Consider the following 26,541-nt stretch of genomic DNA (forward strand, 5'->3'; position numbering starts at 1 on the left):
TAGGGTTAAAACCCAGGGAGATTTAAAATAGAAGGGCGTAGCGAACAGGCAGTATAACTAGAAACTTTACATGATGAGATCAAAAATGGCCGCTTAATGCGACCATTTAATAACTATTTAAGTTTTTGTTTTAAATAAACAATTTAAAACTAACGTTAGCTTTTGGCTACGTTTGCAATGCCTTCAAGCTGAAGCACTGGAGCGGCATCGATGTCTTCTGCGTTCATCATTGCCGACACACGTTGCATTGAAGAAAGCAGCAAGCTTTGCTCCCATGTCTCGAGGTTTTGGAACTTTTTAACGAAGTTATCTTGTAGCGGTGGTGGCGCATTACTTAACAACTCTTGACCCTTTTCAGTCAAGTTTGCGTGCACTTTACGTCGATCTGACTCACTGCGCACTCGTTGTACATAACCGTTCAATTCCAAGCGATCGATGATTGTCGTGGTGGTTGCTTGGCTCACATTAGTTTGATTAGACAACTCTTTGATCGTCACATTACCCATCTCTTGGATTGCTCTCATTAAGATTAATTGAGGGCCAGTCAAACCATACTCTTTACTCAGCTTCTTCGAGTGTAAATCGATAGCGCGAATAATTTGGCGAATAGCGACCAGGATTTCGTCATGTTTGTCCAAGATGCAGACCTTTGTACTAATATACTGTGAATGGTTTTACAGTGTCGAAGCGATAAAATGTCTCGAGTGATTACGTCACGCGCGCTCGAATTACACTGTAAATTGATAAATTACTTCATTGATTTTTCCGCATTGTACTGATGTTCATACTATTCTCAATCTTTTCTATGCATCTGAATTTGCGCAGGCCAACACTTTTGCTCAATGAGTACCGATTTTGGGGCTTATATCGGCTAACAAGGGAACAAAAAGCCAGAAGTCGTGAACAAAGAAAAGGCAGAGTAGTCAAATAGGTAGAGAGAACGACTGAACCCCACTACCTATTTAATGTTTCGACAATTTATATTTTAGCTCAAATGATTAAGCGGCATTATTAAGTTGGAAATTGCCTGTGAGCGCATTATAAAACTCACTGTTATCCAAGATCCCAACCAATTGATTGTCTTCGACAAGTAAAATCGGATGATTACTGATCTGCTTTAGCTTAATCGCATCACGCATACCGATCTCTGGGCTTGCCACCACAACACTCGATGCGCTGATTGCGGTTAAATCGTCAGTTTCGTTCCACTCAACAAGAGCCAACGTTGGTTCACCTTTTACAGATAATATACCTTCACTCTGTTCTATCCATAAATCTTTTGATTCACAGATCTTCCAGCTCTCGTTATCTTGTGTCAGTGAATCAAGAGGCTGCATGAGTGAACGACCTTTAAGTACATTCAATGGGTTGGTATGAGCAACAAAGTCCTTCACGTATTCCGTTTTTGGCGTTAATACGATGTCTTCTGGCTTACCGTGTTGAATCAGTTTACCTGACTCCATGATTGCGATGTTATTACCAATTTTCAGCGCTTCATCAAGATCGTGACTCACAAACAGAATCGTTTTATTGAGTTTACTTTGTAATGTAAGCAATTCATCTTGAAGCTGTGCACGGATCAAAGGGTCAAGTGCAGAGAAAGGTTCATCCATCAAGAGGATATCTGTATCCATCGCAAATGCACGCGCCAAACCAACACGTTGCTGCATACCGCCAGAAAGCTCGTGGGGATATTTGGTTTCCCATTCAGCTAAACCCACCATCTCTAACTGTTCACGCGCCTTTTCACGACGAACGTCTTTGGCTACGCCTTGCATTTCAAGACCAAATGCCACGTTGTCTAATACGTTAAGCCATGGCATCAAAGCAAATTTTTGGAAAACCATTGATACGCGGTGAGTACGAAGATGACGCAAGGTCGCTTCATCACATTGTTCGCCTAAATCCACCAACTTGTCGCCATCTTTGATTGCTAAAGAACCTCGGCTAATTTCATTCAAACCGTTTACAGCGCGAAGCAGTGAAGATTTACCCGATCCCGATAAACCCATCAATACACATATCTCGCCCTCTTTAACCGTCAGCGACACATTATCCACACCAACAACTTGACCTGTTTCATCGATGATCTCTTGGCGAGTTTTACCTTGGTCGAGTAGCTCAAGCGCTTGTTTCGATTTATTACCAAACACAACATCGAGGTTTTTAATGGTAATCGCGTCCATTGCTGTCTGTTCTTGAGATACAGCTTTGTTTTCTTGAGACATCGCTTTATTTACTAGAGACATAGCTACGCTTCCTTCTGGTTTGGTGTTTTGCACAAGCGATCAAGGATGATTGCGACTAAAACAATCGCTAATCCGGCTTCAAAACCTTGTGAGATGTTCACTGTGTTCAATGCGCGAACAACAGGCTTACCAAGGCCGTCTGCACCGACAAGTGCGGCTATAACCACCATCGAAAGCGACAACATAATACATTGAGTTACACCCGCCATAATGCTTGGTAAGGCAGCCGGTAATTCCACTTTCATCAGTAATTTCATGCGGCTCGCACCAAACGCTTTACCCGCTTCAATCAACTCTTCAGGGACTTTAGTTACCCCTAAGTAGGTCAAACGAATTGGCGCGGCAATGGCGAAGATAATGGTCGAGATTAAGCCAGGAACAATACCCAAGCCGAATAAAACCAAAGTCGGAATCAAATACACAAACGTTGGAACCGTCTGCATCAAATCAAGGATTGGACGCAAAACTGTATATAACCAAGGGCGATGCGCGGCCATAATGCCAACTGGAACACCAATTAATACGGAAATCGTTGTCGCTGCAAACACGAGGACAAAGGTTTCCAGCATTTCTTGCCAGTAGCCAAGGTTTAAAATAGTCAGCAAAGCTGCAACCACGAAAATCACAAGCGAGGGTTTACGGTGTAAATACCATGCAATCGCCGCGGTCATCACGATTGGTAAAGCCGGTGGCATCCACTTAAATACGTCGACTAAAAACATAATGACGGTTTCTAGAAAAATCGAAATAGCGTCAAAGAATCCTGCTGCATTGATTGTTAGCCAATCAACACCCGCTTCCATCCATTGTCCGACAGGGATTTTGTTTTCCGTAATAAAATTCACAATATTGCCTTTTATTATGGGTGGGCTACTTCAAACCAATCGATAAATTGGCAAGCCCACCTTTATTATTTATGTAGCTGTTGAGATAGGTAGAACTAAGCTTTAACTTGCTTTAGGTATTCAGTGACGGCTTGAGTCGCTGATTCACCTTTATGTGTTTTTACGTTGTCTAACCAAGCTTCCACTTGTTGAGAATTGTTGTTCAACCATTGTTGAGCCGCTTTTTCTGGCTTCACTTTTTGGTTAAGAATCTCTTCCATCAACTGGTTTTCCATCTCTAGAGTGAATTCTAGGTTTTGTAGAAGTTGACCGACGTTTGAACACTCCGACAGATAGTTTGAGCGAACATTGGTGTAGACATTCGCGCCACCGTAGTTAGGGCCAAAGAAGTCGTCACCGCCAGAAAGGTATTCCATCTCAACATTGCTGTTCATTGGGTGCGGTGCCCAACCAAGGTAAACGATCCACTGGCTACGACGAGCAGCGCGAGATACTTGCGATACCATGCCCGCTTCACTTGACTCCACTAGGCTGAAATCTTTCAAGCCAAACGCGTCAGAATCAATCATTGATTGGATTAAGCGGTTACCATCGTTGCCCGGTTCGATGCCGTAGATGCGGTCTTTAAATTTGTCGGCATGTTTTGCTAGGTCTGCGAAGCTTTTTACGCCAGAGTCGTACACATATTTTGGTACAGCTAGTGTGTATTTTGCGCCTTCAAGGTTGGCACGAACGGTTTCAACCGTGCCCGCTTCACGGTACTTAGCAATATCGCCTTCCATGGTTGGCATCCAGTTACCTAGGAATACATCAATATCGCCGTTCGCCATTGAAGAGTAAGTCACCGGTACTGAAAGTAGGTCGGTTTTGGTTTTATAACCAAGGCCTTTTAATAGTTCAGAAGTAACGGCGGTTGTTGCGGTAATGTCAGTCCAGCCTACATCAGCGAAGCGAACATTTTCACATTGCTGTGGTTCAAAAGAAGCGTTAGCACCAAATGCAAATGAACTAATGGCTAGTGCTGTTAACGTTTTCGTGGTCATGTTCTGAATATTTAGAGTCGTCATAATGGTTCCTTTTTATCTTTCCTTTTTCTGCTCGATATCAACACCGATAAAGAGCAGTTCTTCTGACTTTTGACTAATTTTTGTTGTTACTTTTTGCTTTTTCTATTTTTGAAATATTTTCTATTTTTTAACTAATAACAGAGACTTACGCTTCTCTTACTGGTTTGTTTATTCTTTGTTTCTCTTCCCACTCAGGTGCAATCCACACTGGAGCGTCTTGTTCTTTAAGCATTGGCTTACCAAGAATCAAGTCCGAAGCTCGCTCAGCAACCATGATGGTCGGGGCATTCAAGTTGCCGTTTGGAATAGTTGGGAAAACCGATGAGTCAACAACACGTAAGCTGTCGATACCGCGAACGCGACACTCTTCATCAAGCACCGCCATTGGGTCGTTATCTGAACCCATTTTGCAGCCACAAGAAGGGTGATAAGCACTTTCAACGTTCTGCTTAACCCATTCATCAATCGCTTCATCAGAAGTAATATTTAAACCCGGCTGAATCTCTTTACCTCGGTAAATATCCATCGCCGGTTGAGACAAAATCTCACGCGTCAGACGAATACAATCACGCCAGTCTTGGCGGTCTTGCTCGGTCGAGATGTAGTTGAAAATGATCTCTGGCTTAGCATGCGGATCAGCAGAAGTGATCGCAACCGTACCGCGGCTTTCTGGCTTGTTCGGGCCAACGTGTACTTGGAAACCATGGCCATCAAAAGCTGCCTGGCCGTCGTAACGCATCGCTGCTGGCAGGAAGTGATATTGAATGTTTGGCCACTTCAATCCTTTGCGAGAACGAATGAACGCGCACGATTCAAAGTGGTTAGTGGCACCAAGGCCTTTACGAGTCAGAATCCATTCCGCGCCAATCATGCCCTTGCTGACCAAGCCAAGCTTGCTGTTGAGCGTGATGGGTTCGTTGCAGTGATATTGGAAGTACACTTCTAAGTGGTCTTGAAGGTTTTCACCGACGCCACTGAGTTCGTGTTTAAGCTCAACGCCTGCCCTTTCAAGCACGGCTTTCGGGCCGATACCAGAAAGTTGAAGCAGTTGAACGGAACCGATAGAACCCGCAGACGAGATCACTTCTTTGTTCGCTACAGCCACTTGGGTATTGCCTGACTTTTCAAACTCGACACCAACAGCTTTCAGCCTTGATTGACCTTTTGATGACTGGTCTTGTGCGTCTTGTGCTTCAAGTAAGAAACGACGCGCCACAATACCTTTCTTCAAGGTTAGGTTTGAACGCTTCAATGCTCGACGTAGATAAGCGTTAGAGGTTGAGGCTCTAACACCCTTGTCTACCGTCATATGCATGGTGCCGAAGCCTTCTTGCTGGTAGCCGTTATAATCTTGTGTTTCTGGGTAACCCGCGTCTTTACCTGCATCAATGAATGCTTGGTAAAGCGGGTTGAGCTCCATATCGTTACCATTACAAGTGCCGACTGGGCCATTGTCGCCACGGTATTGATCGCCGCCTTTACTCCATGATTCAGCACGGCGGAAATAAGGCAAACACGCTTGGTAATTCCAACCGGCAGCACCCTCTTCTTCCCACTGGTCGAAGTCACAAGCATGACCACGCACGTAAACCATGCCATTGATTGATGAGCTGCCGCCTAACACTTTGCCGCGTGGGCAGTGCAGTTCGCGTCCATCAAGGCCTGGCTCTTGTTGAGTCTCAAACTGCCATGCGTACTTTTCGGTATTCATCGGGTAAGAAAGCGCCGTTGGCATTTGGATAAAAATACTCTTATCCGTACCACCCGCTTCCAGTAATAAAACGCTATGTTCACCGCTTTCCGTTAGCCTATCCGCTAACACACAGCCGGCCGAACCCGCGCCGACGATAATATAATCGTAGCGTTGTTCCATATTTTAAGTTCCCTGAGATGAGTCAGTGAGGCTAACTCTTTTAAGCTAGCCCGTTGAATTAAGTGTTACGCGTTAGGCATAAGGGCTGGCGTAGTCGCCTAGCTCAATAAGAATGCTCTTAGTTTGCGTATAGTGGAGTAGAGTTTCTGGGCCATTTTCACGACCAACACCCGAAAGCTTGTAGCCACCAACAGGCATTTCTGCAGGTGAGTCACCCCACGTATTAACCCAACAAATACCAGCCTGCATTTGATGGATCACGCGGTGAGCACGAGAAAGGTTTTGCGTGAACACGCCAGCCGCAAGGCCATATTTGGTGTCGTTAGCACGGCGAATAACGTCGTCTTCATCACTGAATTTTAGAACCGACATTACAGGGCCAAAGATCTCTTGTTGAACGTGTGGCATGTTGTCTTCGCAGTCCACAAACACGGTTGGGATAACAAAGTTGCCTTTCGCTAGCCCGTTGTCAGTCACTTGATAACCGCCAGTCAGCAATGTTGCGCCAGACTGTTTTGCTAGCTCAATCGCTTCGAGAACTTTTGAAAGATGTTCTTTAGAAATCAACGCACCAATTTGAGTCTCCATATCCATTGGATCACCAATGATCAGCTTTTCAGTGCGTGTTTTAAGTTGGTCGATAAAATCGTTGTAGATGTTTTCGTGTACATAAACACGAGTACCATTAGTACACACTTCACCTTGGGTGTAGAAGTTTGCGACCATAGAAGCGGAAACCGCATCATCCAATTTCGCATCATCAAACACAATCATTGGTGATTTGCCGCCAAGCTCCATGGTGACCGATTTAAGCGTCTTAGCACTATCTGCCATTACTGCTTTACCCGTGCCCGTCTCACCTGTGAAAGACACTTTAGCGATATCGGGATGAGCCGTTAGCATTTGGCCGACACGGTAGTCACCCTGAACCACGTTAAATACGCCATCAGGAAGGCCAGCTTCGGTAAATATCTCAGCAAGCTTAAGCGCAGTTAGCGGGGTTTCTTCGGAAGGTTTGAAAATCATCGCGTTACCCGCAGCCAATGCAGGAGCTGATTTCCACATCGCGATTTGAATCGGGTAGTTCCACGCGCCAATGCCTGCACAAATGCCAAGCGGTTCACGACGAGTGTAGAAGAATTGAGATTCACTAAGGGGTTGTTGATCGCCTTGTAGCGTAGGCGCAAGGCCTGCGAAGTATTCAATCACATCGGCGCCAGATGCCACATCCACTTCAATCGCTTCTTGCAGTGGCTTACCCGTATCAACAACCTCAAGGTTTGCAAGGTCATCATTTCGAGCTCTAAGTATTGCTACTGCTTTCAAAAGAATACGACTGCGTTCCACGGCTGTCATTGCTGACCATACCGCAAATCCACGTTTCGCTGATTCAATAGCGCTATCCACGTCCGCTGAAGAAGCTTGGCCTAGCGTTGCATTAGGCTCGCCGTTTGCTGGGTTGATGCTATCAAAGGTTTCACCAGACGTAGCTTTAACCGCTGCGCCATCAATATATAACGAGTTCATTTCCATTTGAGATTCTGACTTAATTATTGTTATTAGACTCTGCTGGTCTATATGTGAGTGTTTGCCGTTCAGGTACTATGATTGCAATGCTACGACCGCGTTCTATGCGGTGTTACACGAGTAGAACGTCAGTTGTTTATCAAGATAATCATTGATGATGGCGCGAGCCTTTTGAGCATCGATACCTTCAGGGTTTAACGTGCCTCTCAGCCATAACCCATCAATCAGAGAAGCAATCCCGTGAGCAACGAGATCCGCCTGTTCATGATTCAAAATACCTTTCAACTCAAGACGTAAATGCGAAATCAAACGTTTTTCATTCACACGCTGCAGTCTTTTCAGTTGTTGGTCATGCATTGAATAGGACCAAAATGCCAACCATGCCTTCGCGACTTTATTTTCGGCTTGGTAACCTTCGAAGTTACCGTCGATGATCGCGTTAATTCTCTGTTGGTGAGCATCAACAGGAAGCGCTTTTAGTGAAGTCGTGATGGTGTTGGATAATTGGCGAAGGATTTCACGCATCGTCTCTTCGAGCAGGCCGTGCTTCCCACCAAAATAGTGATTAATGATACCTGTAGACACGCCCGCTTCTTTGCTGATTAACGCAATACTCGCGGCATGTAAACCCACTCGGTCAATCACCGTCATGGTGGCTTGAACAAGCTGTGGTTTACGTATGTCAGGCATCCCAACCTTCGGCATTTCTTAGTCCTTTTATTTTATATTGAACGTTCAGTTAAGTATAAAATGACAGAAATTTAATTAGGGTTCAAATGATTATTTAAAACAAACCTGTAACAATACAGCGTTCAAAAACAAAAATAACCCATAAAAACAAAAGGTTGAATATCATTTAGACCGCTAATGAAATTAATTAAAGATTTGAGGTGTGATAGTTATTGGTCAAATGTTTTTGCTCAATAAGGATAATATTTAAACAGAAAGAGAGATTCTAGAAACAAGAAGGCATTCAACAATTAGAGGTCTTTGGGTGTAAAAAATGAAGGGGTATGATGCAGTAAAAAATAGAACAGAGCGTCCAACAAAGTGCTTGAACGCCCTCCTCTACTAGGGTTCAACATTATGGCTAGATTCTAAGCGTAACTAACCGATAATCGGCATCGATTGCCATGCCCTTTGGTGCAACATTTCGCAACCAAATTCGGTAATAACGATGTTCTCTTCGTGCACCATCATGCGGTTTTTCGCAAATGCCATCCCCGGCTCAAGGGTTAGCACCATACCGGGTTTTAATATCACGTCACCATTGGGCACATGTGATGGCCACTCGGTTAGCTGCATGCCCAAACCATGCCCCATTCGACCCACATCGTTGCCGAGTGCACCGTTCTTTTCGAGTACCGACCACATGGCTTGCCACACGTCTCCGGTTGTTCGTCCCGGCTCTGCAATCGCGAGCCCTGCTTCTGTCGATTGATAAACGGCGTCATAAGCCGCTATCGTATCTAACTGCGCATGCCCAAACGCAAAATTGCGGTCAAAGTCGCTGAAGTAGCCATCAAAGTTAGCCCCCGTGTCGATGATCAACACGTCACCTTCACCAAGTACACGATCCGTTGGTCCCATGATGATGTTGTCATAGCCACCTTGGCCTGATGCGGAGATCAAGTAAGGACACGCATCGGCACCCAAACGCAGCATCTCCAAATGCATGGCTTTACACGCCTGTCGTTCTGTCATCCCTATCGCGAGATGATGACGAAGATACTCAAAGCCCGCCGCCGTGACTTGGCAAGCAAAGCGTACTTTATCGATCTCCGCTTGAGACTTAACACTGCGAAGATCGCGAACCATCAGTGACACATCAACCACACTGTGTTGGCTCAGCTTCTGCTGTAACAACGCATAGTTAGTGGCAGGCATACGCAGATGTGTTTCAGGGCCAATCATAGAACCGATTCTGCGAGAACCCTTGGAGACTTCAGATAAAGTAGAAGCTAACAAAGAGATACCGTCATCTTCTGGCCTTGGTGAAGGCCAACTGCGCACATCGTCAATCCATGTCTCGTCAAAACCAGCCACACCGATCTCTGGCACTACCGCTATGGGCTTACCAACCGCTGGCACCACCAAAAACCAAGGTCGAGTTGGGCTTTCCCAGAACTGCGATTTGAAGCCACTGAAATAGCGGAATTCAGGCTCGGTCGTGAAAAACGCAGCATCGATGTTTTGCGCGCGAAGACGTTGTTGCAACTCGACAGTACGTTGCTCTAGTTCTGCTGATTCAAACCCTCTCTGCGGAGGTGTTAATGGCAATATACTCATATCTCTATCCTTGATTGAATAAGGGTAACTCGACGGATTAATTGAATAAAATGTCTCTTGGTAACAGAGCGATGCTTGGGAAGAAAATCAACAACGCAGACATCAATATCAAGATGAGGAAAAACGGCAATGTTCCGCGAATAACTTCCATATAAGGACGCTCGAAAATCGCAATTGCGGTAAAGATGTCACAGCCGAATGGCGGCGTTGCCGACCCAATTGCCATTTGTAGCGTCACCATCACACCGACCAAGATTGGGTCGATGCCTGCTGCATCCACAATCGGCATGAAGATGGGCGTCAAGATAAGTAGAACCACCAATGAATCCACAAACATACAGCCAACAAAGAAAGTCAGTGCGATAACAAACAGAATGAATTCAGGCGAAGCGTCTTCTAGATTGAGGGGAGCCAATAACTCTTGAGGAATTTGCTCAAACGAGATGTACCAAGAGAACGCCTGACCAACACCCACCAGCACAAATACCACCGCAGTAATCAAGCCGGTGTTTAACGCCGCATCGCAGATGTCTTTTACGCCAAGTTTGCGATAAAAAATGCACTCGACAATAATCGCATACAGCACTGCAAACGAAGCCGCTTCGGTTGGCGTGACAATGCCCGAATAAATTCCACCGATAATCAAAGCAGGGAAACCAAGAGGCAGAATCGCTTTCTTGATCGCTTCAATACGTTCTGCAGTGTTGGCTTTTTCAACCAAAGTGATGGTGTCGCTGTGTTTTACGCTGTAGGCATAGCTGTACAACGAGAACAGGCTTGCGAGCACTAAACCTGGGCCAATACCGGCAATGAATAATTCACCCACACTGGCGTTGGCTAAGGTGCCGTAAAGAATCAAACCGATACTCGGTGGGATAAGAAACGCGATGTCACTGGCATTGATGATCAGCGCCATCACGAAGCTGTCTTTATAGCCTGCTTGCAGCAACTTCGGACGCATGATTTGGCCAACCGACACCACGGTCGCTTGGGTCGAACCAGAAACAGAACCAAACAAGGTACAACTGATACACGTCGTAATCGGCAAGCCACCACGTAAGTGTCCGACAAACGCTTGGATTAAACCAAGTAAGTTATAGGCTGTGTGGCCGCGCGTCATGATATCGGCCGCCAAGATAAACATGGGCACCGCAATCAATGCGTTAGGCGAAATGCCCGTGACCATCTGCTGAATCAGCACGCCCGGCTCAACCTGAGAGAAATGAATCAAGCCAATTAAAGCCCCGACCGCTAACGGCACAATCATCGGGAAGCTCAAAAAAAGCAGAATCACCATCACAGAGACAAGAGTAAAGGTAATGACATAGATATCTAATTCACCGGCAATAATGTCCGAGAAAAACTGTGCAACATCGCTCATTCGAACTCACCTACTTTTGTGTTTCTGTTTTCAATCACGTCAAATGACACGTAGATTTCTTTGTGCAGTAAGTTCATCAAAAAACTCATGCTGTATTGCAATCCGGCAATAAAAAATCCAATTGGAATGATCGCGTATACCCAATAAACCGGGAACTGTAGAGCTGGACTTAATCGATTGATATCTTTCAGCTCTTTGACGTAGAAGAACGCATGGTAAGTGAGATAAAACATCAACATGGCGGTGAGTAGCGCAATAATGGTTGTGAGAACTTTCTGAGCTTTAGTGCTCAATGAATCGTAAACCGCGGTCATGCGAATATTTCGACCTTGGCGTACCGCATAAGCGAAGCCAATAAAGGTGACTGAGACAATCAAAAACTGATTGAGCTCTTCTGAGAAAAATAGGCTTTTGTTAAAGGCATACCGACCAATCGCATTGGCAGTGGAGTTGGTCATCATCGCGAGAATAGCGGTCATGATTAAAAAGCGTTCTAGCTTTTCTGTCGCGACGCTTATTTTATGTAGCAGTTCTTTCATAACAGGCAGTGCTCCATACTTCGTTCAGTGACAGGGGTCCATTGCCACAATTTGGAGAAGGTGGGGATAAGCTACCCGCTGCCAATAAACAACGGATAGCATTCATCCTAACAACGCTTTCTATTGCGTCGCTGAAGCAGCCTTCACTTCATCTAGGATTTCTTCGAGAATGGTTTTCGCACCCTCACGTGCTTCACTTTGCTCACCAGAAGGATAAGCATTTGCTACCACGTCATAGTAAGTCGTGTGCAGCTTTTGGCTAAGTACCTTGAAGCGTTCACGCTCTTCCTCGGTTAACACAACCACTTGCATGTTTGGACGCTCTTTCAAGATCTTGTCCATGTTCTCTTTGTTGATGCGGATTTGATAGTCGTAAGCCGCTTGGTCTGCCGCGGTGATCGCTTTGTCGACCATCGCTTGCTTCTCTTCCGACAAGCCGTTGTACCACTTGCTGTTGGTCGAAACCGTACTCACATAAGGTTGCTGACCTGGGAACATTAGGTAATCTTGAACCTCATGCCACTTCGCGTTGTAGATGAAGTAGATCGGGTTAACCATGCTATCGATGGTCTTAAGTTGCAGTGAACCGTACACTTCACCCCAAGAAAGAGGAGTAGGTGTTGCACCAAACGCTTTGTAGGTTTCAACAGGAATGGTTGAAGTGAAAGTACGGATCTTCTGGTTCGCAAAATCTTCAGGTGTACGGATAGGTTTGTTGCCACCCCATACCATTTCGCCTTCAGACATCATCGACAACAGCTTTAGGTTTACGCTCTCAAACTTAGGAGCCAGCTTGTTGTAGATGGTTGGGCTTTCCGTTAAGACCTTATGCGTGATCGCTTCGTTAGTACCCAGAACATACGGTAAGCTCACCGCTTGTACTTCAGGAACATAGGACCCTAAGTGACCCGCGCCTACCGACACAAATTGAATCGTGCCTTTAGCAGCCAGTTCTACGATGTCGTTTTCTGTACCCAGTTGACCGTAGTAATAGATGCGAACACGAATGTCACCATCAGATTCTTTCTTAATCACTTCCGCAAATTTTTGCGCATAGATGTCTTGAACGTCTGTTTTGTCCTCTTCTGAAGCAAACTTCCATGTTTCGGCATGAACGCCAAAAACCATGCTCAAACTTAGCAGTGCTACGCCTAATCGTTTCATCCTGTCTTTCCTTTTTATTATCCTAATTACACGCTGATGACCTTGGTCACTTCACGCGCTTCAGTTTTGGCTGTGTCGACAATAAACTCCGTTTAAAGTCAGCCATCTTGCAGTGCCAAATGCGTCACTGCTGAATCTGTTTCTTTACTTATGCTTCTAATTGAGTTGTTACTTCTAAATAAATGTTTCTAAATTGATCGTGCTAAACGATCGTTCACCAACTGAATCCAGTAGCTCGCACCGAGCTTTAAGATGCCGTCGTTGAAGTCGTATTCGGGGTTATGCAATGCGCAGCCGCCGACCGATTCCGTGCCATTACCCAGCAGCACATAACAGCCCGGTTTAACGCGTAACATGCTTGAGAAATCTTCCGAAATTGTCAGTGGGTCGCAGGCGTCATTAACGTTCTCTACACCAAGCACCTTCTGCGCAGCAGCTACCGAGTATTGGGTTTGTTGCTCGCTGTTGATGGTTGGGTAGAAGGTATTGATGAACTCAAAGTCGTAAGTTGCCCCTGCTGCCTGACAAATGCCCGCCACGATTCGCTCCATACTTTGCTTGATTCGCTCGAGAGAAGATTCAGTAAAGCAGCGGCAGTCACCCTTGATAACCACTTGAGTAGGAATGACGTTAACCGTGCCATCAGTAATAAATTCGGTCGCAGAGACTACAGCGGTGTCGTGAATCGCACTGAGATTACGAGACACGATGGTTTGCAGACCAAGAATGACTTGTGAGCCAACAACGAGAGGATCGACCCCTTGATGCGGCAGAGCAGCATGCCCACCCACACCATTAATGGTGATCTCAAAGCTACTCTCACTGGCCATTAATGATCCGGGGCGAACCATCAATTCACCTTCCGCTAAGCCGGGAAAGTTGTGTACGCCATACACTTCATCAATCGAGAATCGCTCAAACAAGCCATCATCAATCATCGCTTGAGCACCACAACCGTGCTCTTCATCGGGTTGAAAAATGAAATACACCGTGCCATCAAAAGTTGGGTTCCCTGATAATAGGTTTTGAGCCAAATAACTTGCTGCGCCAAGCAGCATTGCAGAGTGTCCATCGTGACCACAAGCGTGCATCTTCCCATCGTGTTGTGAACAGTGTGCGAAGCTGTTTTGCTCATGAATATGCAGAGCATCCATATCAGCTCGAAGACCGATGCTCGCTTCACTTGATCCTGAACGAAGTATCCCTACCAATCCTGTTTTACCGATGTTACGCACCACTTCGATGCCAAAGCTCTCAAGCTTACTGGCGATGAAATCAGAGGTGAGATTGACGTCAAAGCCACACTCAGGGAAACGGTGTAAGTGTTGACGCCATTCCGTCATGCTTTGAATAAGCTGCGAAGACAGTTGGTCTGGTTTGATCGAGAAAGTAGACGGCATAGTAGTAGTCCCAAAGTGCAATTCTTTGTATTAACGTAAAATATGGAGTTAGATTGGCTGCTGAATGTAAACGCAAAGCGAGCAGCCTTAATCAAAGGTCGTTACAACGACTGCGACCTTCGGTAATTATCTGAGGTTGGCTCAAGATGGTGCTCTAGCAGTGCACCGAAGCCTTTTATGGGTATGGGGTAGTTCATCAACTGAAGCGAATGCCAAGCCAACACCTGATTACTGCTAACAACGGGCTTATCTAATTCCGCTTCAATGGATTCAATCACCGATGCAGCACGCAATGCCGTGCAAGAGATAAACAGCAGGTCAGCTTCAGGGTCACAGACTTGTATCGCGGCTTGCTTAATATCCATTGGAGAAATGAACGTCATCGCGGTGTCATCTTCAAAACCAAAGCCTGCGATGCTCAACACTTCAATGCCTTGCGATACAAAAAATGCCGCCACGTCTTTATTCACGGCTTCCGTATAAGGCGTTAATACCGAGATGCGCTTTGCCTTAAAGCTGTCGAAAGCCGCTAAGGCAGCGGTCACCGGATTCGTTACCGCAGCGTTTGGGCGAGACTGGTGAATGAGCTGCGTAATTCGCTCACTGCCAATCGCTACGGTGCCGGAGGTACAAGCGTAAATCACCACATCCAATTCAGTGCCCGGTAAGATGGTATCAGCACAAGCTTCGATTCCCGGTTCCATCTTGCGTAGGTTTTCTATCGTCAATGGATTGTAGTTTCTCAGGCGACTGGTGAACGATTGCACATCGTTTGGATACAGCGCGTTTAAATCACGCTCAATATTGAAATCTGTCGCTAACGCAATCACACCGACGCGTCCTGCTGGTGCTAATTTTTCTAATTCAAACTGTAAAGTAGCGGTTGCAGATTTCATACTTTCCAACTCCTTGAGCGAGAGTTAACACCGCAAAATGATGTTAACAACATGTTTCATATAAATTTCAAACTCTGTTGATTTGATCTTTACATTTCGTTCACAAGATTAATAATGCACCGATAACTTTAAGGATTATCATTAAATGATTACCTTGTTGTGCAGAAATTCCGCATTTTTTCTGCGTTATAGTGATTTTTTGTTCTCATTCATCGAGGGCTAATTATTAAGGCTAAATACCTTTAACTCGATCACACACTGGTTCAAAAGAAACAATTAATTTACAAACAGATATTGGGAAGTATGGGTATGACACAGCAACCTGCATTGGTGGTCGACAGTTTCGACAAGAAGATCCTCAACATCGTACAAGACTCAAATAGAGCTACCTCAGACAAGATTGCAGAAAAGGTCGGGCTGTCTCCTGCTGCCGTTCAGCGCCGTTTAAAACGCATGAGGGCGCAAGGTGTCATTCAAGCTGATGTCTCCGTTATCAACCCAAAAGCAGTCGGTCATGCGATGACGTTTATCGTTCAGGTGACATTAGAACGCGAGCGTGTGGATTTGATGCACAACTTCAAAAAAGAAATGAGTTCAAACCGCTCAGTACAGCAGTGTTATTACGTGACCGGCAGTTCAGATTTCATCATGATTGTCACAGCAGCAGACATGGAGGGATACGACAACTTTACTCGTGAAGCCTTCTTCGATAATGCCAATATCAAGAGTTTTCAAACCAATGTGGTGATGGATAACGTTAAGGTAGGGCTGACAATTCCGATTGATGATCAGCGCGATTAAAAGGCAAGGCGTGTCATGAAATGAAGTCAAAAAAGAGAGGAAAAAAGACGGTATGAAGAAATCTTACATACCGCCAACCTTGGGGCTTGCTTTGTTATTCGTTGTTAGCGATTCGCTGTTAACTATCAGCTATTAATTATTAGCTATGTACTTTTAGTTATTAGATTTTGTTGTCGATGATCTGTTGGTAGAGCTCAGGGTCGGTTGCCCCTTCAGTGCCAATAACCAACACTCGACTGTCTTGAGTCAAATTCAATTTTTCAGCGAATTTCGGATCTTGTTTGGCGATGATCGCAGCGGCAAAACCTGGTACTGCAGATTCCCCCCCTTCTATCGACACTTCCGTTTGTTCGCCACTTGCCAGCATACGCATCGCTTGCGGAATGGCCTCTTCGCTCAGCGTCATAAAGTCATCAGCGCCATTTTGTAGAATCGTCCAGGCTAAGCTTGAAACCTCACCACATGCGAGTCCTGCCATCAGCGTCTCTAGGTCGCCCGTAACCACGATAGGTTTCCCCGCTTGAGCACTCTTCTGTAAGCAGTTAGCCTGCTCAGGTTCGACAATTACAAAGCGTGGGCGATCGGCGCCCCATAGATCCCAGAAATAGCCGCAAACTGCTGAAGCTAGACCACCCACTCCCCCTTGCACAAAGACATGGGTTGGAATTTCACCATTCAATTGATCGACAATTTCAGCCAACATCACGGTGTAGCCCAAAGCAACGTCTTTAGGGATTTCCATGTAGCCTTCGTAAGAAGTGTCCGAAACAATCACGCGATTTTGCGCTTTAGCTTCTGAGTCGGCCAAACGAACAGACTCATCGTAGTTACCGGTAATGCGTACCACTTCTGCACCGAACGCTTCCATGGCTTGCTTGCGGCCTTCCGATACGTCACGGTGAATGTAGATAACACAACCACAACCAAACATTTGTGCGCCCCATGCGACGGAGCGACCATGGTTTCCGTCTGTTGCACAACTGACAACAATTTCAGCAACCTCAGATTTCCACTCTCCGTTGAGCAACTCACTGATGGTCGGGTTCTTCCCATAGCGATTGGCGATCTCAATCTGAAGCTGACGAGCAACGGCATACGCGCCGCCCAGTGCTTTAAAACTCTTTAGGCCAAAACGCTGCGATTCATCTTTGTACCAAAACTTGTTTACGCCGATCTCAGCAGAGATTGCATTCAGCTCATGCAAAGGAGTAACAGAGTAGCCAGGCCATTGAGAAATATCTTTAATCGCTTGTTGAGAGTTCGCAACACTTAAAATGTCACGCTGTTCACTCGAGTATTCCAATTCAGGGCGTGCTTGAGGGTTAGCGTAGTGTGTCAGAGTGCCTGCCAGTAACTGCATAAATGATCGTCCTTATTAGTCATTCACATGCTCCTTACATCGTTAGATTATAGAAACCTATCAGCGAGTAAGGCTGCGGATAATAAATTCTATCGACAAAAAAGTGCCGTGATTACACATTCTTATCACGCGATCTGCGGGAATTAATTGTTACATGAGTGTTAAATGAAGAATTTATTCACCATTCCGATGTGACAACCTAATCAATGAATTCTACCGATAGAAAAATTCCAATTCGAGCGATGGAACCACTAGCCTAACAACCCGGAACCAATGCAGAAACAACAGGCACAAAAAAGGCCGATAATGACAGAGCCATCACCAACCTTTGCGGAGTCGTTATTGCTACTTTCTTTGACTACTCAATACGTGTAATGAAACCGTACTTATCAGAGTCTGCTTTAGTCATCCAGTGCTCACCAGCAGCAGGTGCAGAATCTAAAGTGAAGATATAGAAATCGATCCCTTTCTCTCCCATCACCTTTTGAAAATAGGTCGCTTGTCTACGATGACCCACGTCGGTGTATGGGAATTCTTTGGCCGTTTTATCCCCTTCAGCCCAACTATGCACACCCACCTGTTTATTCAGCTCAATGGCTTTGGTGGTATCCGCGCGTTGCAATATGCGTGGGTTGCCAGCAGCGAATAGATCCGTACCTCCCGAGAAAACCGAACCCGTTGGAGTCACAACCGTCGTCATCTTGTTGTTATTGATCATACGCCCGGTGTACATGTTGATTTCGTCATCAGCACTGCCACCGATATGGTTAGTAAACTTCAACGTCATCTCACTGCCTCGGTATAACTTCACGATATCAAAAAGCTGAGAATAGGTTGATGCGCCTAGAGTGGAAGTAATGCGCTCAACAGCGCCAGTCTCGTTGAGCACATCGCGGTAAAAAGCGTTGAAGGCAAACGATGTGGTGATAGTGACTTTATTACCATTTTTGGATTTACTTAGAATCGTCGAACCTAGGCTCGTCACGTATTGCGACAACTCGTTTTGGTACTCAAGCTTAACCTTTTTTGCACTATTCGCTGTTGTTTGGATTAACGTGGTCTCGTTAGAAACAGAGCGTAGTACGGCGCTACAATCAAACACGTCCAAGCCCTTGCTCTCTGTGTAGATACCGCAGCTATCAAACCCCGCATCAGGAAGATACAGATCAACACTCTGACCTAAGCGACTTGCTAGCCTAACCACCTTTTGCTCATCACTGAGCTCTTCAGCAAACTGAATTGTTTCATATTGCACACCATCGTAATCAAGCTTCATTGACTCTTGAAGTTCTTCTCGTTCTTGATACAACTTGCCTAATTTCACTGATGAGAATACATAATCCGCCTTAGGTTTCACTTGCGCTTTAGTGGCAGCGTTACCTGCCGATTTACCCGAGTTGGAGCTTGAGTTACAGCCAGCTAAAAGAATCAAAGGTAATGCCAATAACGTTTTTCTATAGCTATTCATATGGTAATTCCCAAAAATGTTTGATGGGAAAATTCTATTATTTAAAGAAGAAAACATCTGTCGTGCGAATGTATGAGAATGTATGTCTTTTTGAACATTGTTTTTTATTTTCGCACAAATTCAAAATCATCATTGAACTGGCGTGGAAAGTGTTTAATCATTCATGTCAGGTATTTTACGTAAAGCATGAAAACTGGAGATGCCACAATAGCTAACCACTAGATAAGGCTCCCTTACGTAATCTCAATAAATGAAACGCACGACAAGGCTGATAATGGAATGACAAAACCTAAAATGATCATCGTGGAAGACGATTTGAAACTTCAGAAAATGCTGCAAGACTACTTTGTCGCGCAAGATTTTGATGTCACCGTATTGGATGATGGCAGCGATGCCGCACAGACCATCCTCGCGGAGCAACCTGACATCGTGCTGCTGGATTTGATGCTTCCTGTAACTGATGGGCTTACAATCTGCCGACAGACGCGTACGCACTATAAAGGTAAAATCTTGATGCTCACCGCTAGCGATGACGACTTTGATCACGTCGCTGGTTTAGAGACAGGGGCTGATGACTATGTCACCAAGCCAATCAAACCAAGAGTTCTGCTGGCCAGAGTTCGTTCGCTATTACGCCGCCAAGACGCCAATACCGCTTCAGTCGATGACTCAGACAACCTTCAGTTTGATCAACTCGTTCTGAAAAACACCTATAAGAAGTGTGAACTTTCAGGTGCAGTTTTGTCACTCACCGACAGTGAATTTGACCTACTTTGGTTGTTAGCGAGCAACCCTGATACGCCGTTATCACGTGACTATTTGACGCAAACACTACGTGGCATTGAGTACGACGGGATCGATCGGACGATAGACAACAAAGTCGTACGTCTAAGAAAAATTCTGGGCGACGACCACACACCAGCAGAAAAAATTCAGACCATTCGCGGTAAAGGCTATTTATTTGTTTCAACCGCCTGGCATTAACTTCGCTCTAAACGAGCGTAATGAAAGAGATCGATTATGCGACGTATCTATTTGGAGTCCTTGTTAGGGCTGTTAGTTTGCTTTATGACCGGCCTTGTCGCCTACGAGATCTGTGTCTATCAGCTCAATACCGACTACGAATATGTACTACAAGATTACGAAGCGACAGCCCACCAGCAACTGATAGAGAACATCGCTAAGAATCAAGGCCTTGAAGCGGCTCAACAAGCAATGAACCAGTTTGTCGAAACCACTCGCAATAAACTGGTGACGTTCAACCCAAAAGATGAAATACCAAGCCCAGTTTCAGAGTTCTTCTCTACCAACCCAAATACCTTTATCTTTCACGATGATGAACGTGACCTTTGGTTTCGCTTAGCAAGCAGCGACAATACCTATCATTATCTACCCAACAGTGAAGCGTTCGTTAGGCAAAAGATAGAATTAGAGGATGACCTCATTTGGTTGTTCTTTTTAGCAAGCTTTATCTTGTACGGTTTATGTCACCTATTTATTATCTTCCGCCGAGTTAAGAAACTTGAAGCTGCGACTCTCGCCTTTGCAGAAGGCGACCTTTCTGCGCGAGCCGAAACCTCTAGTGGCATCGCAATTGGATCACTCAACAAATCCTTTAATCTAATGGCCGACCGCATTCACCGCTTGATTGAGAGCAATCGCTCACTCACCAATGCCGTCGCTCATGAACTGCGCACGCCAATATTTCGTATTCAGTGGCAAGCTGAAATGCTCAAAGACACGCCACTCAACGAATCTCAGCAAGACACCGTAGAAAGCATTGTCGAAGATACCGAAGAGATGGAGAAAATGGTTGATGAGCTGTTGTGTTACGCCAAACTGGATAGCTGCGACCTCGAAAATCTACAACAACCATTAGAGATAAGAGACCTTCTCGATCATGCGATGACGCGTTGGAACAAGGATACTCAGCTCAACATCGACCTATCACTGCCAGAGCAACCTAGCTCGATACTGGCGGATGAAATACTGCTGAACCGCGCCCTAGATAACCTCGTCCGTAACGCCATGAAATTCGCACGCTCTCAAGTGTTGATTGAAGCCAGCGTGCATCAAGAACAACTGCAGATTGCAGTACATGATGATGGTGATGGTGTGGCTCAAGAACATCAGGCTCGCCTGTTTGAACCGTTTTACGTTGGCGACAAAGCGCGTAATAAAGCCAAGAGCGGCCATGGTTTAGGGCTGTCTATCGTCGAGAAGATCTGTGCTCAACACAACGCAACCGTGGAAGTTGGTCAGAGCCAAGCCTTAAAAGGTGCGGTATTCACCATAACCATTCAGCTATGTAATGTTTCAGCTGACAAACCCATACAGTAACTACAAAACACCTCTGGAATAATGTTCAACATCGGTCGGGAGATGCTGTCTCCCATGAACTTATTGAATCTAGATAATTACGACACTGCCTTTGTGGCTTGCCATCTCGATTCCAATCATTCTTAGGGTATTTTTATGAAAAAGTTATTAGTTGTTTTAGGCATTGTTTCTCTAGCAGGTTGTTCAGGTATCAGCCACAACGAAGAAGTTTACACAGCGCACGCTGAGAGCTTCAACATTGTTGGTTTCCAAGTTCCTGGTAACACACAAGATCGTGCAATGGAATTAGTACCTGAAGGTGCAACGGTTGATACTATTCGTTCAACAAACTCTGATACAAGCTCTGTGCTAGGTATTATCAACCGTATTATCGGTATCGACTACGTTCAAGTTGGCGGTAAGAAACAATAATTCGTAAAAAACAATAGCTCGTTAAAAAGCAGTAATTTGCTAAAGCTTGTGTGCCTTTACACGCTAGCCTGTACAAACTAAGTGCATCTAAGCCAGTGACCTCGTCACTGGCTTTTTTCATCCAGCCGTTTTTGTGCTCTGTGCCAAATAAAGCCCTATTTGGCTAACTCTCTTGTAACTAACAATTCAGAAAATAAGCCCAAAAGTCGTCAATTCCTTATCAAAATTGCCTTTAAATTCGCTTAAGAGTCTTTCGCTCAAACTGAACTCCCCAAATCGTTGATCCTTCTATCAACCCATCACACGTAAATTGCGGCACAGTTCAATTTACGCAAAAAACTTAATTCTCTTGAAAAATTAATACTTAATAAAAGTGTCATCATTTTATAAATGAAAAAGGTAAATTGGTTCAAAAATAAACAGAAATGATTACTAGCTGTAAATGTGCAAGATATAAGTTTCATGAATAAAAGGGATCATTGCCATGCTACTAATTAATCAGATCGAATAATGTAAATTCGTTGTGAAAATTTTGTTACTTTTTCATGGATTTTACATGGAAAGAGAAAATAACAATGAAAATGAAAAAGCGTTTAGTTGCCGTTGCTATAGCCAGTGCTATGTCTTTATCAGTACATGCAAGTGAATCAGTTAGCATCGATCAACCGATCAACTTTACTAGCTTTTCTGGGTTGAACACTCAGTTAGGTGTCAGTAACGCCTCTAGCTTTAAGATGGTAAAGGAAGTTAACCTCAAAAAGCGTGGCATCTACAAAGTTAAGATCCAACAAAACATCTGGGGAACGCCAGTATGGGGACATTACCTAAATGCCACCCAAAGTGTACAAGGTGGCGCACTTAAGTCTGTTCAAGGCAACTACCTTAAAACGACGACCCTAGAGCGATCTTTTGTTAAGCCATCGATCAACAGCTCTCAAGCGGTTGAGCTTGCGAGTAAAGATCTCAAGGTTCAGGGCTTAACCAGTAAATCTTTAGACAACGTCCAGCATGAACTGTTTATTTATCAAGGTTCAGGAAAACAAGGACATGACAAAACACGCCTTGTCTACGTTGTCTCTTATCTTGTCGAAGGTAGCGAACAGCCGACTCGACCATTCACCATGCTAGACGCACACACCGGCGAAGTTATCGACCGTTGGGAAGGTATTGCTCACGCACAGATCGGTACAGGTCCCGGTGGTAACGAAAAAACGGGCATGTACGAGTACGGTACCGACTACCACTACCTTGATGTGGTAGAAAATGGCACAGAATGTGTGATGGAATCGGAAAATGTTGTCACCGTTGACCTAAATGGCGCGACAGACGGCGACACCACTTACAGTTATGAATGTCCTCGTAACGAGCATAAAGAAGTGAATGGAGCCTTCTCTCCACTCAACGATGCGCACTACTTCGGTAACATCGTGTTCGACATGTATAAGAACTGGTTCGACACAGCGCCGCTCTCTTTCAAACTCATGATGCGTGTTCACTACGGAACTAACTACGAGAATGCATTTTGGGACGGCAAGGCAATGACCTTTGGCGATGGTGAAAGCTTCTTCTACCCACTTGTAAGTCTAGATGTGTCAGCGCACGAAGTGAGCCACGGTTTCACTGAGCAAAACTCAGGTTTGGTTTACGCAAATCAATCCGGTGGTATGAACGAAGCTTTCTCTGATATGGCAGGTGAAGCGGCAGAATACTACATGAAAGGTACCAACGACTGGATGGTCGGCCGTAATATATTTAAAGGCGACGGGGCTCTGCGTTACATGGACGATCCATCACGCGATGGTTCTTCAATCAATAATGCATCCGAGTACTACGATGGCTTGAATGTTCACTACAGCTCTGGTGTGTTTAACAAAGCCTTCTACCATCTTGCAACCACGCAAGGTTGGGATACCAAAAAAGCATTCGAGCTTTTCGTGTTATCTAACCAAATTTACTGGTCGGAAAATAGTGACTTCTGGCAGGGTGCTTGTGGCGTGAAAAACTCAGCAAACGACCTTGGCTACAATGCCGATGACGTTGTTTCTGCGTTCGGTCTGGTGGGTGTTACCCCATGTGCAGAGCCACCACTGCCGCCAGAACCGGAATATCAACGCCTTGAAAACGGTGTTGAAGCCGCAGTTGCTGGTGAAACAGGCTCTAAAACTTACTTCGATATCGAAGTACCAGAAGGCCAAGACAAGCTAACGATTGATCTTGCTGTGTCTACTGGTGATCCGGATATGTATGTTGGTCTAGATTATGCGCCAAGCTCTCAAGAGAATATCTGTAAGAGTGAAAGCGTAACCGATGAAGTATGTGTAATTGAAAACCCAACAGCTGGTCGCTACACGGTGAACATTCTGGGTTACTCAGATTACGCAGGTGCAAACCTAAAAGCATCATACGAATCAGGCAACGCTAACGTACCGCCAGTCTCTTCTTTCGAACACACCATTGTCGGCAAAGAAGTAGAACTGCGCAGCACAAGTTCGGACAGCGATGGTCAGATCGTCTCTTACCAATGGAACCTTGGCGATGGCAACACACAAGCCGGTGAAGTGACTCGTTATACCTACGCTGAAGCTGGCGACTACGTGGTGACTCTAACCGTGACTGACGATGCAGGCGTTGCAACATCAACAAGCAAGTCGATTACGATTGAAGGTGACTCAGCGGAAGGCTTCCCATTAAAACTGAAGTTTGGTAACAAAAACCCGAATGGCAAAGCTCGCGTTAAGCTGGCATGGGATTACGACACCAACGACTACTTCGTGATTAAGCGTAATGGCAAGAATGTTGGTGCTACAGACTTTAACTCATACGTCGACAAGTTCCGTCACAACGGCACAGTGGATGTGGAGTACCAAGTGTGTACCTCAAGCGATATCTGTTCAGAAACCAAGCACTACCGTTTCATTAAAACACAATAATCGATAGTAAATTCAGGGCTCCGAAAGGGGCCCTTTTCGCGGTTATCTGTTTAGAAAATGAAACATCTACACAAAAACATCCACGCACTAAACAAAATTCACACCAATCACCACAACAATACTCACCATAAAAAGGACGACAAATGGCTATTCAAAAAAGCATGCTAGCTTTGGCTGTACTCGGAGGTTCTTTAGCCTTAACCACCAGTACTTCGGCTTACGCATCCCTAGGTATTACACCACCAGCGAACGAAGAAGTTTGGATCACCACCGATGCTGACGCAAAGCATATAATGACTCAACATGGTGCAACAGTTTACCCAAGCGTGACTGGAAACAAGCATTCCATCGTCGCGAAAATCAACCAGAAAGAGCTGGCGAAACTATCCAGCCACATGCACGAAGAAACCCACCGTTGTGGTGGCTACATGGTGCACGAAGACAAAGCAAGTGCACTCAAAGCCGCAGCGATGCCACTGACAATGAACACCTTCGAAAAACCGGTGATCAGCCATCAAGACACAGTGAACGATCTGCTATCTCAGGTCGAACCGAACAACATGGTCACGACCATTGAAAATCTAACCAACTTCACCAACCGTTTTTATACTACTTCTACTGGTGTCGCTGCTTCAGATTGGCTTTTAGAACGTTGGGAAACCGAGATTAAAGATGTACCGTACGCATCTGCACGCCAGATCACGCATGCCGAATATCCACAAAAATCCGTTGAAGTGACACTGCTTGGCGCTAAATATCCTGAAGAGATCGTCGTGGTTGGTGGACACCTTGATTCGACAGTTGGAGCTTGGACAAGCGAAGGCACCATCTCTCCGGGAGCCGATGATGATGCGTCTGGTATTGCAACGGTAACAGAGTCGCTTCGCCTGATGATCGCCAGTGGCATTCAGCCAGACAAAACCATTAAGTTCTATGGTTATGCCGCAGAAGAGGTGGGACTGCGCGGTTCACAAGATGTCGCCAATGCATTAAGAGACGAGCAAGCAAACGTTGTGTCAGTATTGCAATTAGACATGACCAACTACAACGGTTCAGCGCACGATATTACCTTCATTACAGACTATACCGATAGTAACTTAACCGCCTACCTGAGCGAGCTGATCGACACTTATGCTAGTGACATCAGTTACGGTTTCGATGATTGTGGCTATGCCTGTTCTGACCACGCTTCTTGGCACAATGTTGGCTACCCAGCCGCCATGCCATTCGAGAGCATGTTCAATGATTACAACCCAAGTATTCATACCCAGCACGACACGCTTGAGAACTCCGATCCTACGGCGACACACGCGACCAAGTTCGCCAAACTGGCCATTGCTTACCTTGTCGAAACCAGCCTTGATTCGCCCGTTGCAGGGCCAACAGAACTTCAATATGACGTCCCTGTAGAAGGGCTATCCGCTGGTTACGGTGAAGAGCAATTCTTTACCGTAACAACGGAGTACTCTGGTCAGTTAACCGTAACCATGACAGGCCCTCGTAGTGGCGATGCCGACCTTTACGTGAAACACAATGGCACCGTATCGAAAGCAAGCTACGATTGTCGTCCATACCAGAACAGCAGCAACGAACAGTGTGTATTAGACATGCCTGCGGGGGAATTCAACATCATGGTGCGCGGCTACCGTAACTTTAACGATGTCACCATCGTCGCTAACTTTGTGCCGGATTGGCTGTAACTAATCACTAGGTTTACTCGGCCAACCAATTGGCTAACCACTTAGGCAAAAAACATAACGCAGCTGACTGGCTGCGTTTTTTGTCAGTGGCAACATAGATGTAGATGTAGATGTAAATGAAAATAGTTACTTCACCAAAATCTAATTAAGCATCTCTAAATACAAATCAAAAGTTATATTTTAATTAAGGAATTTTAATCCCTTAATCCCTTAATCCCTTAATCCCAACACGCCTACCTTATATTCAATTCTATAAATAACCAACACGAATAATAAAGCGATTACTTAATTAGTTAATGCT

At 45.2% G+C, this 26,541-nt stretch carries 21 protein-coding genes; 6 read left to right on the forward strand and 15 right to left on the reverse strand.

From position 1 onward, the window contains the following. Window positions 1-155: 155 nt before the first annotated feature. The 13 genes from L3V35_RS04450 to L3V35_RS04510 all read right to left on the reverse strand — a co-directional run bounded on the left by L3V35_RS04450 (window position 156) and on the right by L3V35_RS04510 (window position 15,230). On the reverse strand, window positions 156-638 hold the full coding sequence (locus L3V35_RS04450) for a MarR family transcriptional regulator (RefSeq protein ID WP_017075687.1): 483 nt from the start codon (window positions 636-638) through the stop codon (window positions 156-158). Window positions 639-998: 360 nt separating this feature from the next. After that, entirely contained in the window at window positions 999-2,249 is a 1,251-nt protein-coding gene (choV, locus tag L3V35_RS04455; protein WP_237298600.1) for a choline ABC transporter ATP-binding protein, read from the reverse strand. A 2-nt stretch (window positions 2,250-2,251) separates the two neighbouring features. Beyond that, on the reverse strand, window positions 2,252-3,094 hold the full coding sequence (gene choW / locus L3V35_RS04460; RefSeq protein WP_009845976.1) for a choline ABC transporter permease subunit: 843 nt from the start codon (window positions 3,092-3,094) through the stop codon (window positions 2,252-2,254). A gap of 95 nt (window positions 3,095-3,189) precedes the next feature. Further along, window positions 3,190-4,161 carry a choline ABC transporter substrate-binding protein gene (locus tag L3V35_RS04465; protein WP_114634473.1) on the reverse strand — a complete coding sequence of 324 codons (972 nt, stop codon included), beginning with the start codon at window positions 4,159-4,161 and terminating at the stop codon, window positions 3,190-3,192. A 145-nt stretch (window positions 4,162-4,306) separates the two neighbouring features. Further along, window positions 4,307-6,034 (reverse strand): choline dehydrogenase, encoded by a 1,728-nt coding sequence (betA, locus tag L3V35_RS04470; RefSeq protein ID WP_237298601.1) that lies wholly within the window; start codon window positions 6,032-6,034, stop codon window positions 4,307-4,309. Between the two features lie 72 nt (window positions 6,035-6,106). Then, window positions 6,107-7,567, reverse strand: coding sequence for a betaine-aldehyde dehydrogenase (betB, locus tag L3V35_RS04475; RefSeq protein ID WP_102551005.1), 1,461 nt, complete (start codon window positions 7,565-7,567; stop codon window positions 6,107-6,109). Window positions 7,568-7,663: 96 nt separating this feature from the next. Beyond that, window positions 7,664-8,266, reverse strand: a complete 603-nt coding sequence (gene betI / locus L3V35_RS04480) for a transcriptional regulator BetI (protein WP_017075682.1) — start codon at window positions 8,264-8,266, stop codon at window positions 7,664-7,666. 402 nt (window positions 8,267-8,668) lie between these two features. Next, a complete protein-coding gene (locus L3V35_RS04485) occupies window positions 8,669-9,850 on the reverse strand; it encodes a Xaa-Pro peptidase family protein (RefSeq protein WP_237298603.1) in 1,182 nt (393 codons plus the stop codon). Between the two features lie 37 nt (window positions 9,851-9,887). Continuing rightward, complete coding sequence (locus tag L3V35_RS04490; RefSeq protein ID WP_017111212.1) at window positions 9,888-11,231, reverse strand: TRAP transporter large permease; 1,344 nt, start codon at window positions 11,229-11,231, stop codon at window positions 9,888-9,890. After that, window positions 11,228-11,770, reverse strand: a complete 543-nt coding sequence (locus tag L3V35_RS04495; protein ID WP_054545996.1) for a TRAP transporter small permease — start codon at window positions 11,768-11,770, stop codon at window positions 11,228-11,230. Before L3V35_RS04495 ends, L3V35_RS04490 begins: the two co-directional genes overlap by 4 nt. Before the next feature lie 120 nt (window positions 11,771-11,890). Next, window positions 11,891-12,934 carry a TRAP transporter substrate-binding protein DctP gene (dctP, locus tag L3V35_RS04500; RefSeq protein WP_017105430.1) on the reverse strand — a complete coding sequence of 348 codons (1,044 nt, stop codon included), beginning with the start codon at window positions 12,932-12,934 and terminating at the stop codon, window positions 11,891-11,893. 188 nt (window positions 12,935-13,122) lie between these two features. Next, complete coding sequence (locus L3V35_RS04505; RefSeq protein WP_237298604.1) at window positions 13,123-14,334, reverse strand: M20 aminoacylase family protein; 1,212 nt, start codon at window positions 14,332-14,334, stop codon at window positions 13,123-13,125. 101 nt (window positions 14,335-14,435) lie between these two features. Further along, window positions 14,436-15,230 carry an Asp/Glu racemase gene (locus L3V35_RS04510; protein ID WP_237298606.1) on the reverse strand — a complete coding sequence of 265 codons (795 nt, stop codon included), beginning with the start codon at window positions 15,228-15,230 and terminating at the stop codon, window positions 14,436-14,438. A 309-nt stretch (window positions 15,231-15,539) separates the two neighbouring features. On the opposite strand from L3V35_RS04510, the gene L3V35_RS04515 reads away from it, so the two are divergent. After that, window positions 15,540-16,031: an Lrp/AsnC family transcriptional regulator gene (locus L3V35_RS04515; protein ID WP_029225134.1), complete on the forward strand. Its 492-nt coding sequence runs from the start codon at window positions 15,540-15,542 to the stop codon at window positions 16,029-16,031. A gap of 160 nt (window positions 16,032-16,191) precedes the next feature. On the opposite strand, the gene L3V35_RS04520 is transcribed toward L3V35_RS04515, so the two are convergent. Together L3V35_RS04520 and L3V35_RS04525 are read right to left on the reverse strand one after the other, a co-directional pair. After that, complete coding sequence (locus tag L3V35_RS04520) at window positions 16,192-17,391, reverse strand: diaminopropionate ammonia-lyase (protein ID WP_237298608.1); 1,200 nt, start codon at window positions 17,389-17,391, stop codon at window positions 16,192-16,194. Window positions 17,392-17,749: 358 nt separating this feature from the next. Further along, on the reverse strand, window positions 17,750-18,859 hold the full coding sequence (locus L3V35_RS04525; protein WP_237298610.1) for an alpha/beta hydrolase: 1,110 nt from the start codon (window positions 18,857-18,859) through the stop codon (window positions 17,750-17,752). Between the two features lie 279 nt (window positions 18,860-19,138). On the opposite strand from L3V35_RS04525, the gene L3V35_RS04530 reads away from it, so the two are divergent. The 5 genes from L3V35_RS04530 to L3V35_RS04550 all read left to right on the forward strand — a co-directional run bounded on the left by L3V35_RS04530 (window position 19,139) and on the right by L3V35_RS04550 (window position 26,240). Then, window positions 19,139-19,843 carry a response regulator gene (locus L3V35_RS04530; RefSeq protein WP_017088801.1) on the forward strand — a complete coding sequence of 235 codons (705 nt, stop codon included), beginning with the start codon at window positions 19,139-19,141 and terminating at the stop codon, window positions 19,841-19,843. 36 nt (window positions 19,844-19,879) lie between these two features. Further along, the gene (locus L3V35_RS04535; RefSeq protein ID WP_102297014.1) at window positions 19,880-21,199 is read left to right on the forward strand and encodes an ATP-binding protein; all 1,320 of its coding nucleotides are present in this window, start codon (window positions 19,880-19,882) and stop codon (window positions 21,197-21,199) included. Between the two features lie 135 nt (window positions 21,200-21,334). Then, window positions 21,335-21,610, forward strand: a complete 276-nt coding sequence (locus L3V35_RS04540) for a hypothetical protein (protein ID WP_017065177.1) — start codon at window positions 21,335-21,337, stop codon at window positions 21,608-21,610. 575 nt (window positions 21,611-22,185) lie between these two features. Beyond that, complete coding sequence (locus tag L3V35_RS04545; protein WP_237298611.1) at window positions 22,186-24,540, forward strand: M4 family metallopeptidase; 2,355 nt, start codon at window positions 22,186-22,188, stop codon at window positions 24,538-24,540. 143 nt (window positions 24,541-24,683) lie between these two features. Then, on the forward strand, window positions 24,684-26,240 hold the full coding sequence (locus L3V35_RS04550) for a M28 family metallopeptidase (RefSeq protein WP_237298613.1): 1,557 nt from the start codon (window positions 24,684-24,686) through the stop codon (window positions 26,238-26,240). Window positions 26,241-26,541: the final 301 nt, after the last annotated feature.

It is taken from the genome of Vibrio sp. L5-1 (genome assembly GCF_021728315.1).
GTDB classification, from domain to species: domain Bacteria; phylum Pseudomonadota; class Gammaproteobacteria; order Enterobacterales; family Vibrionaceae; genus Vibrio; species Vibrio splendidus_K.

Coding starts and splice junctions, on each gene's coding strand:
- L3V35_RS04530 (WP_017088801.1), top strand. CDS start 19,139: ATGACAAAACCTAAAATGATCATCGTGGAAGACGATTTGAAACTTCAG.
- L3V35_RS04535 (WP_102297014.1), top strand. CDS start 19,880: ATGCGACGTATCTATTTGGAGTCCTTGTTAGGGCTGTTAGTTTGCTTT.
- L3V35_RS04520 (WP_237298608.1), bottom strand. CDS start 17,391: ATGCAGTTACTGGCAGGCACTCTGACACACTACGCTAACCCTCAAGCA.
- L3V35_RS04495 (WP_054545996.1), bottom strand. CDS start 11,770: ATGAAAGAACTGCTACATAAAATAAGCGTCGCGACAGAAAAGCTAGAA.
- dctP (WP_017105430.1), bottom strand. CDS start 12,934: ATGAAACGATTAGGCGTAGCACTGCTAAGTTTGAGCATGGTTTTTGGC.
- betA (WP_237298601.1), bottom strand. CDS start 6,034: ATGGAACAACGCTACGATTATATTATCGTCGGCGCGGGTTCGGCCGGC.
- L3V35_RS04540 (WP_017065177.1), top strand. CDS start 21,335: ATGAAAAAGTTATTAGTTGTTTTAGGCATTGTTTCTCTAGCAGGTTGT.
- L3V35_RS04490 (WP_017111212.1), bottom strand. CDS start 11,231: ATGAGCGATGTTGCACAGTTTTTCTCGGACATTATTGCCGGTGAATTA.
- L3V35_RS04510 (WP_237298606.1), bottom strand. CDS start 15,230: ATGAAATCTGCAACCGCTACTTTACAGTTTGAATTAGAAAAATTAGCA.
- L3V35_RS04515 (WP_029225134.1), top strand. CDS start 15,540: ATGACACAGCAACCTGCATTGGTGGTCGACAGTTTCGACAAGAAGATC.
- L3V35_RS04505 (WP_237298604.1), bottom strand. CDS start 14,334: ATGCCGTCTACTTTCTCGATCAAACCAGACCAACTGTCTTCGCAGCTT.
- betI (WP_017075682.1), bottom strand. CDS start 8,266: ATGCCGAAGGTTGGGATGCCTGACATACGTAAACCACAGCTTGTTCAA.
- L3V35_RS04545 (WP_237298611.1), top strand. CDS start 22,186: ATGAAAATGAAAAAGCGTTTAGTTGCCGTTGCTATAGCCAGTGCTATG.
- L3V35_RS04550 (WP_237298613.1), top strand. CDS start 24,684: ATGGCTATTCAAAAAAGCATGCTAGCTTTGGCTGTACTCGGAGGTTCT.
- choV (WP_237298600.1), bottom strand. CDS start 2,249: ATGTCTCTAGTAAATAAAGCGATGTCTCAAGAAAACAAAGCTGTATCT.
- L3V35_RS04525 (WP_237298610.1), bottom strand. CDS start 18,859: ATGAATAGCTATAGAAAAACGTTATTGGCATTACCTTTGATTCTTTTA.
- L3V35_RS04485 (WP_237298603.1), bottom strand. CDS start 9,850: ATGAGTATATTGCCATTAACACCTCCGCAGAGAGGGTTTGAATCAGCA.
- betB (WP_102551005.1), bottom strand. CDS start 7,567: ATGGAAATGAACTCGTTATATATTGATGGCGCAGCGGTTAAAGCTACG.
- L3V35_RS04465 (WP_114634473.1), bottom strand. CDS start 4,161: ATGACGACTCTAAATATTCAGAACATGACCACGAAAACGTTAACAGCA.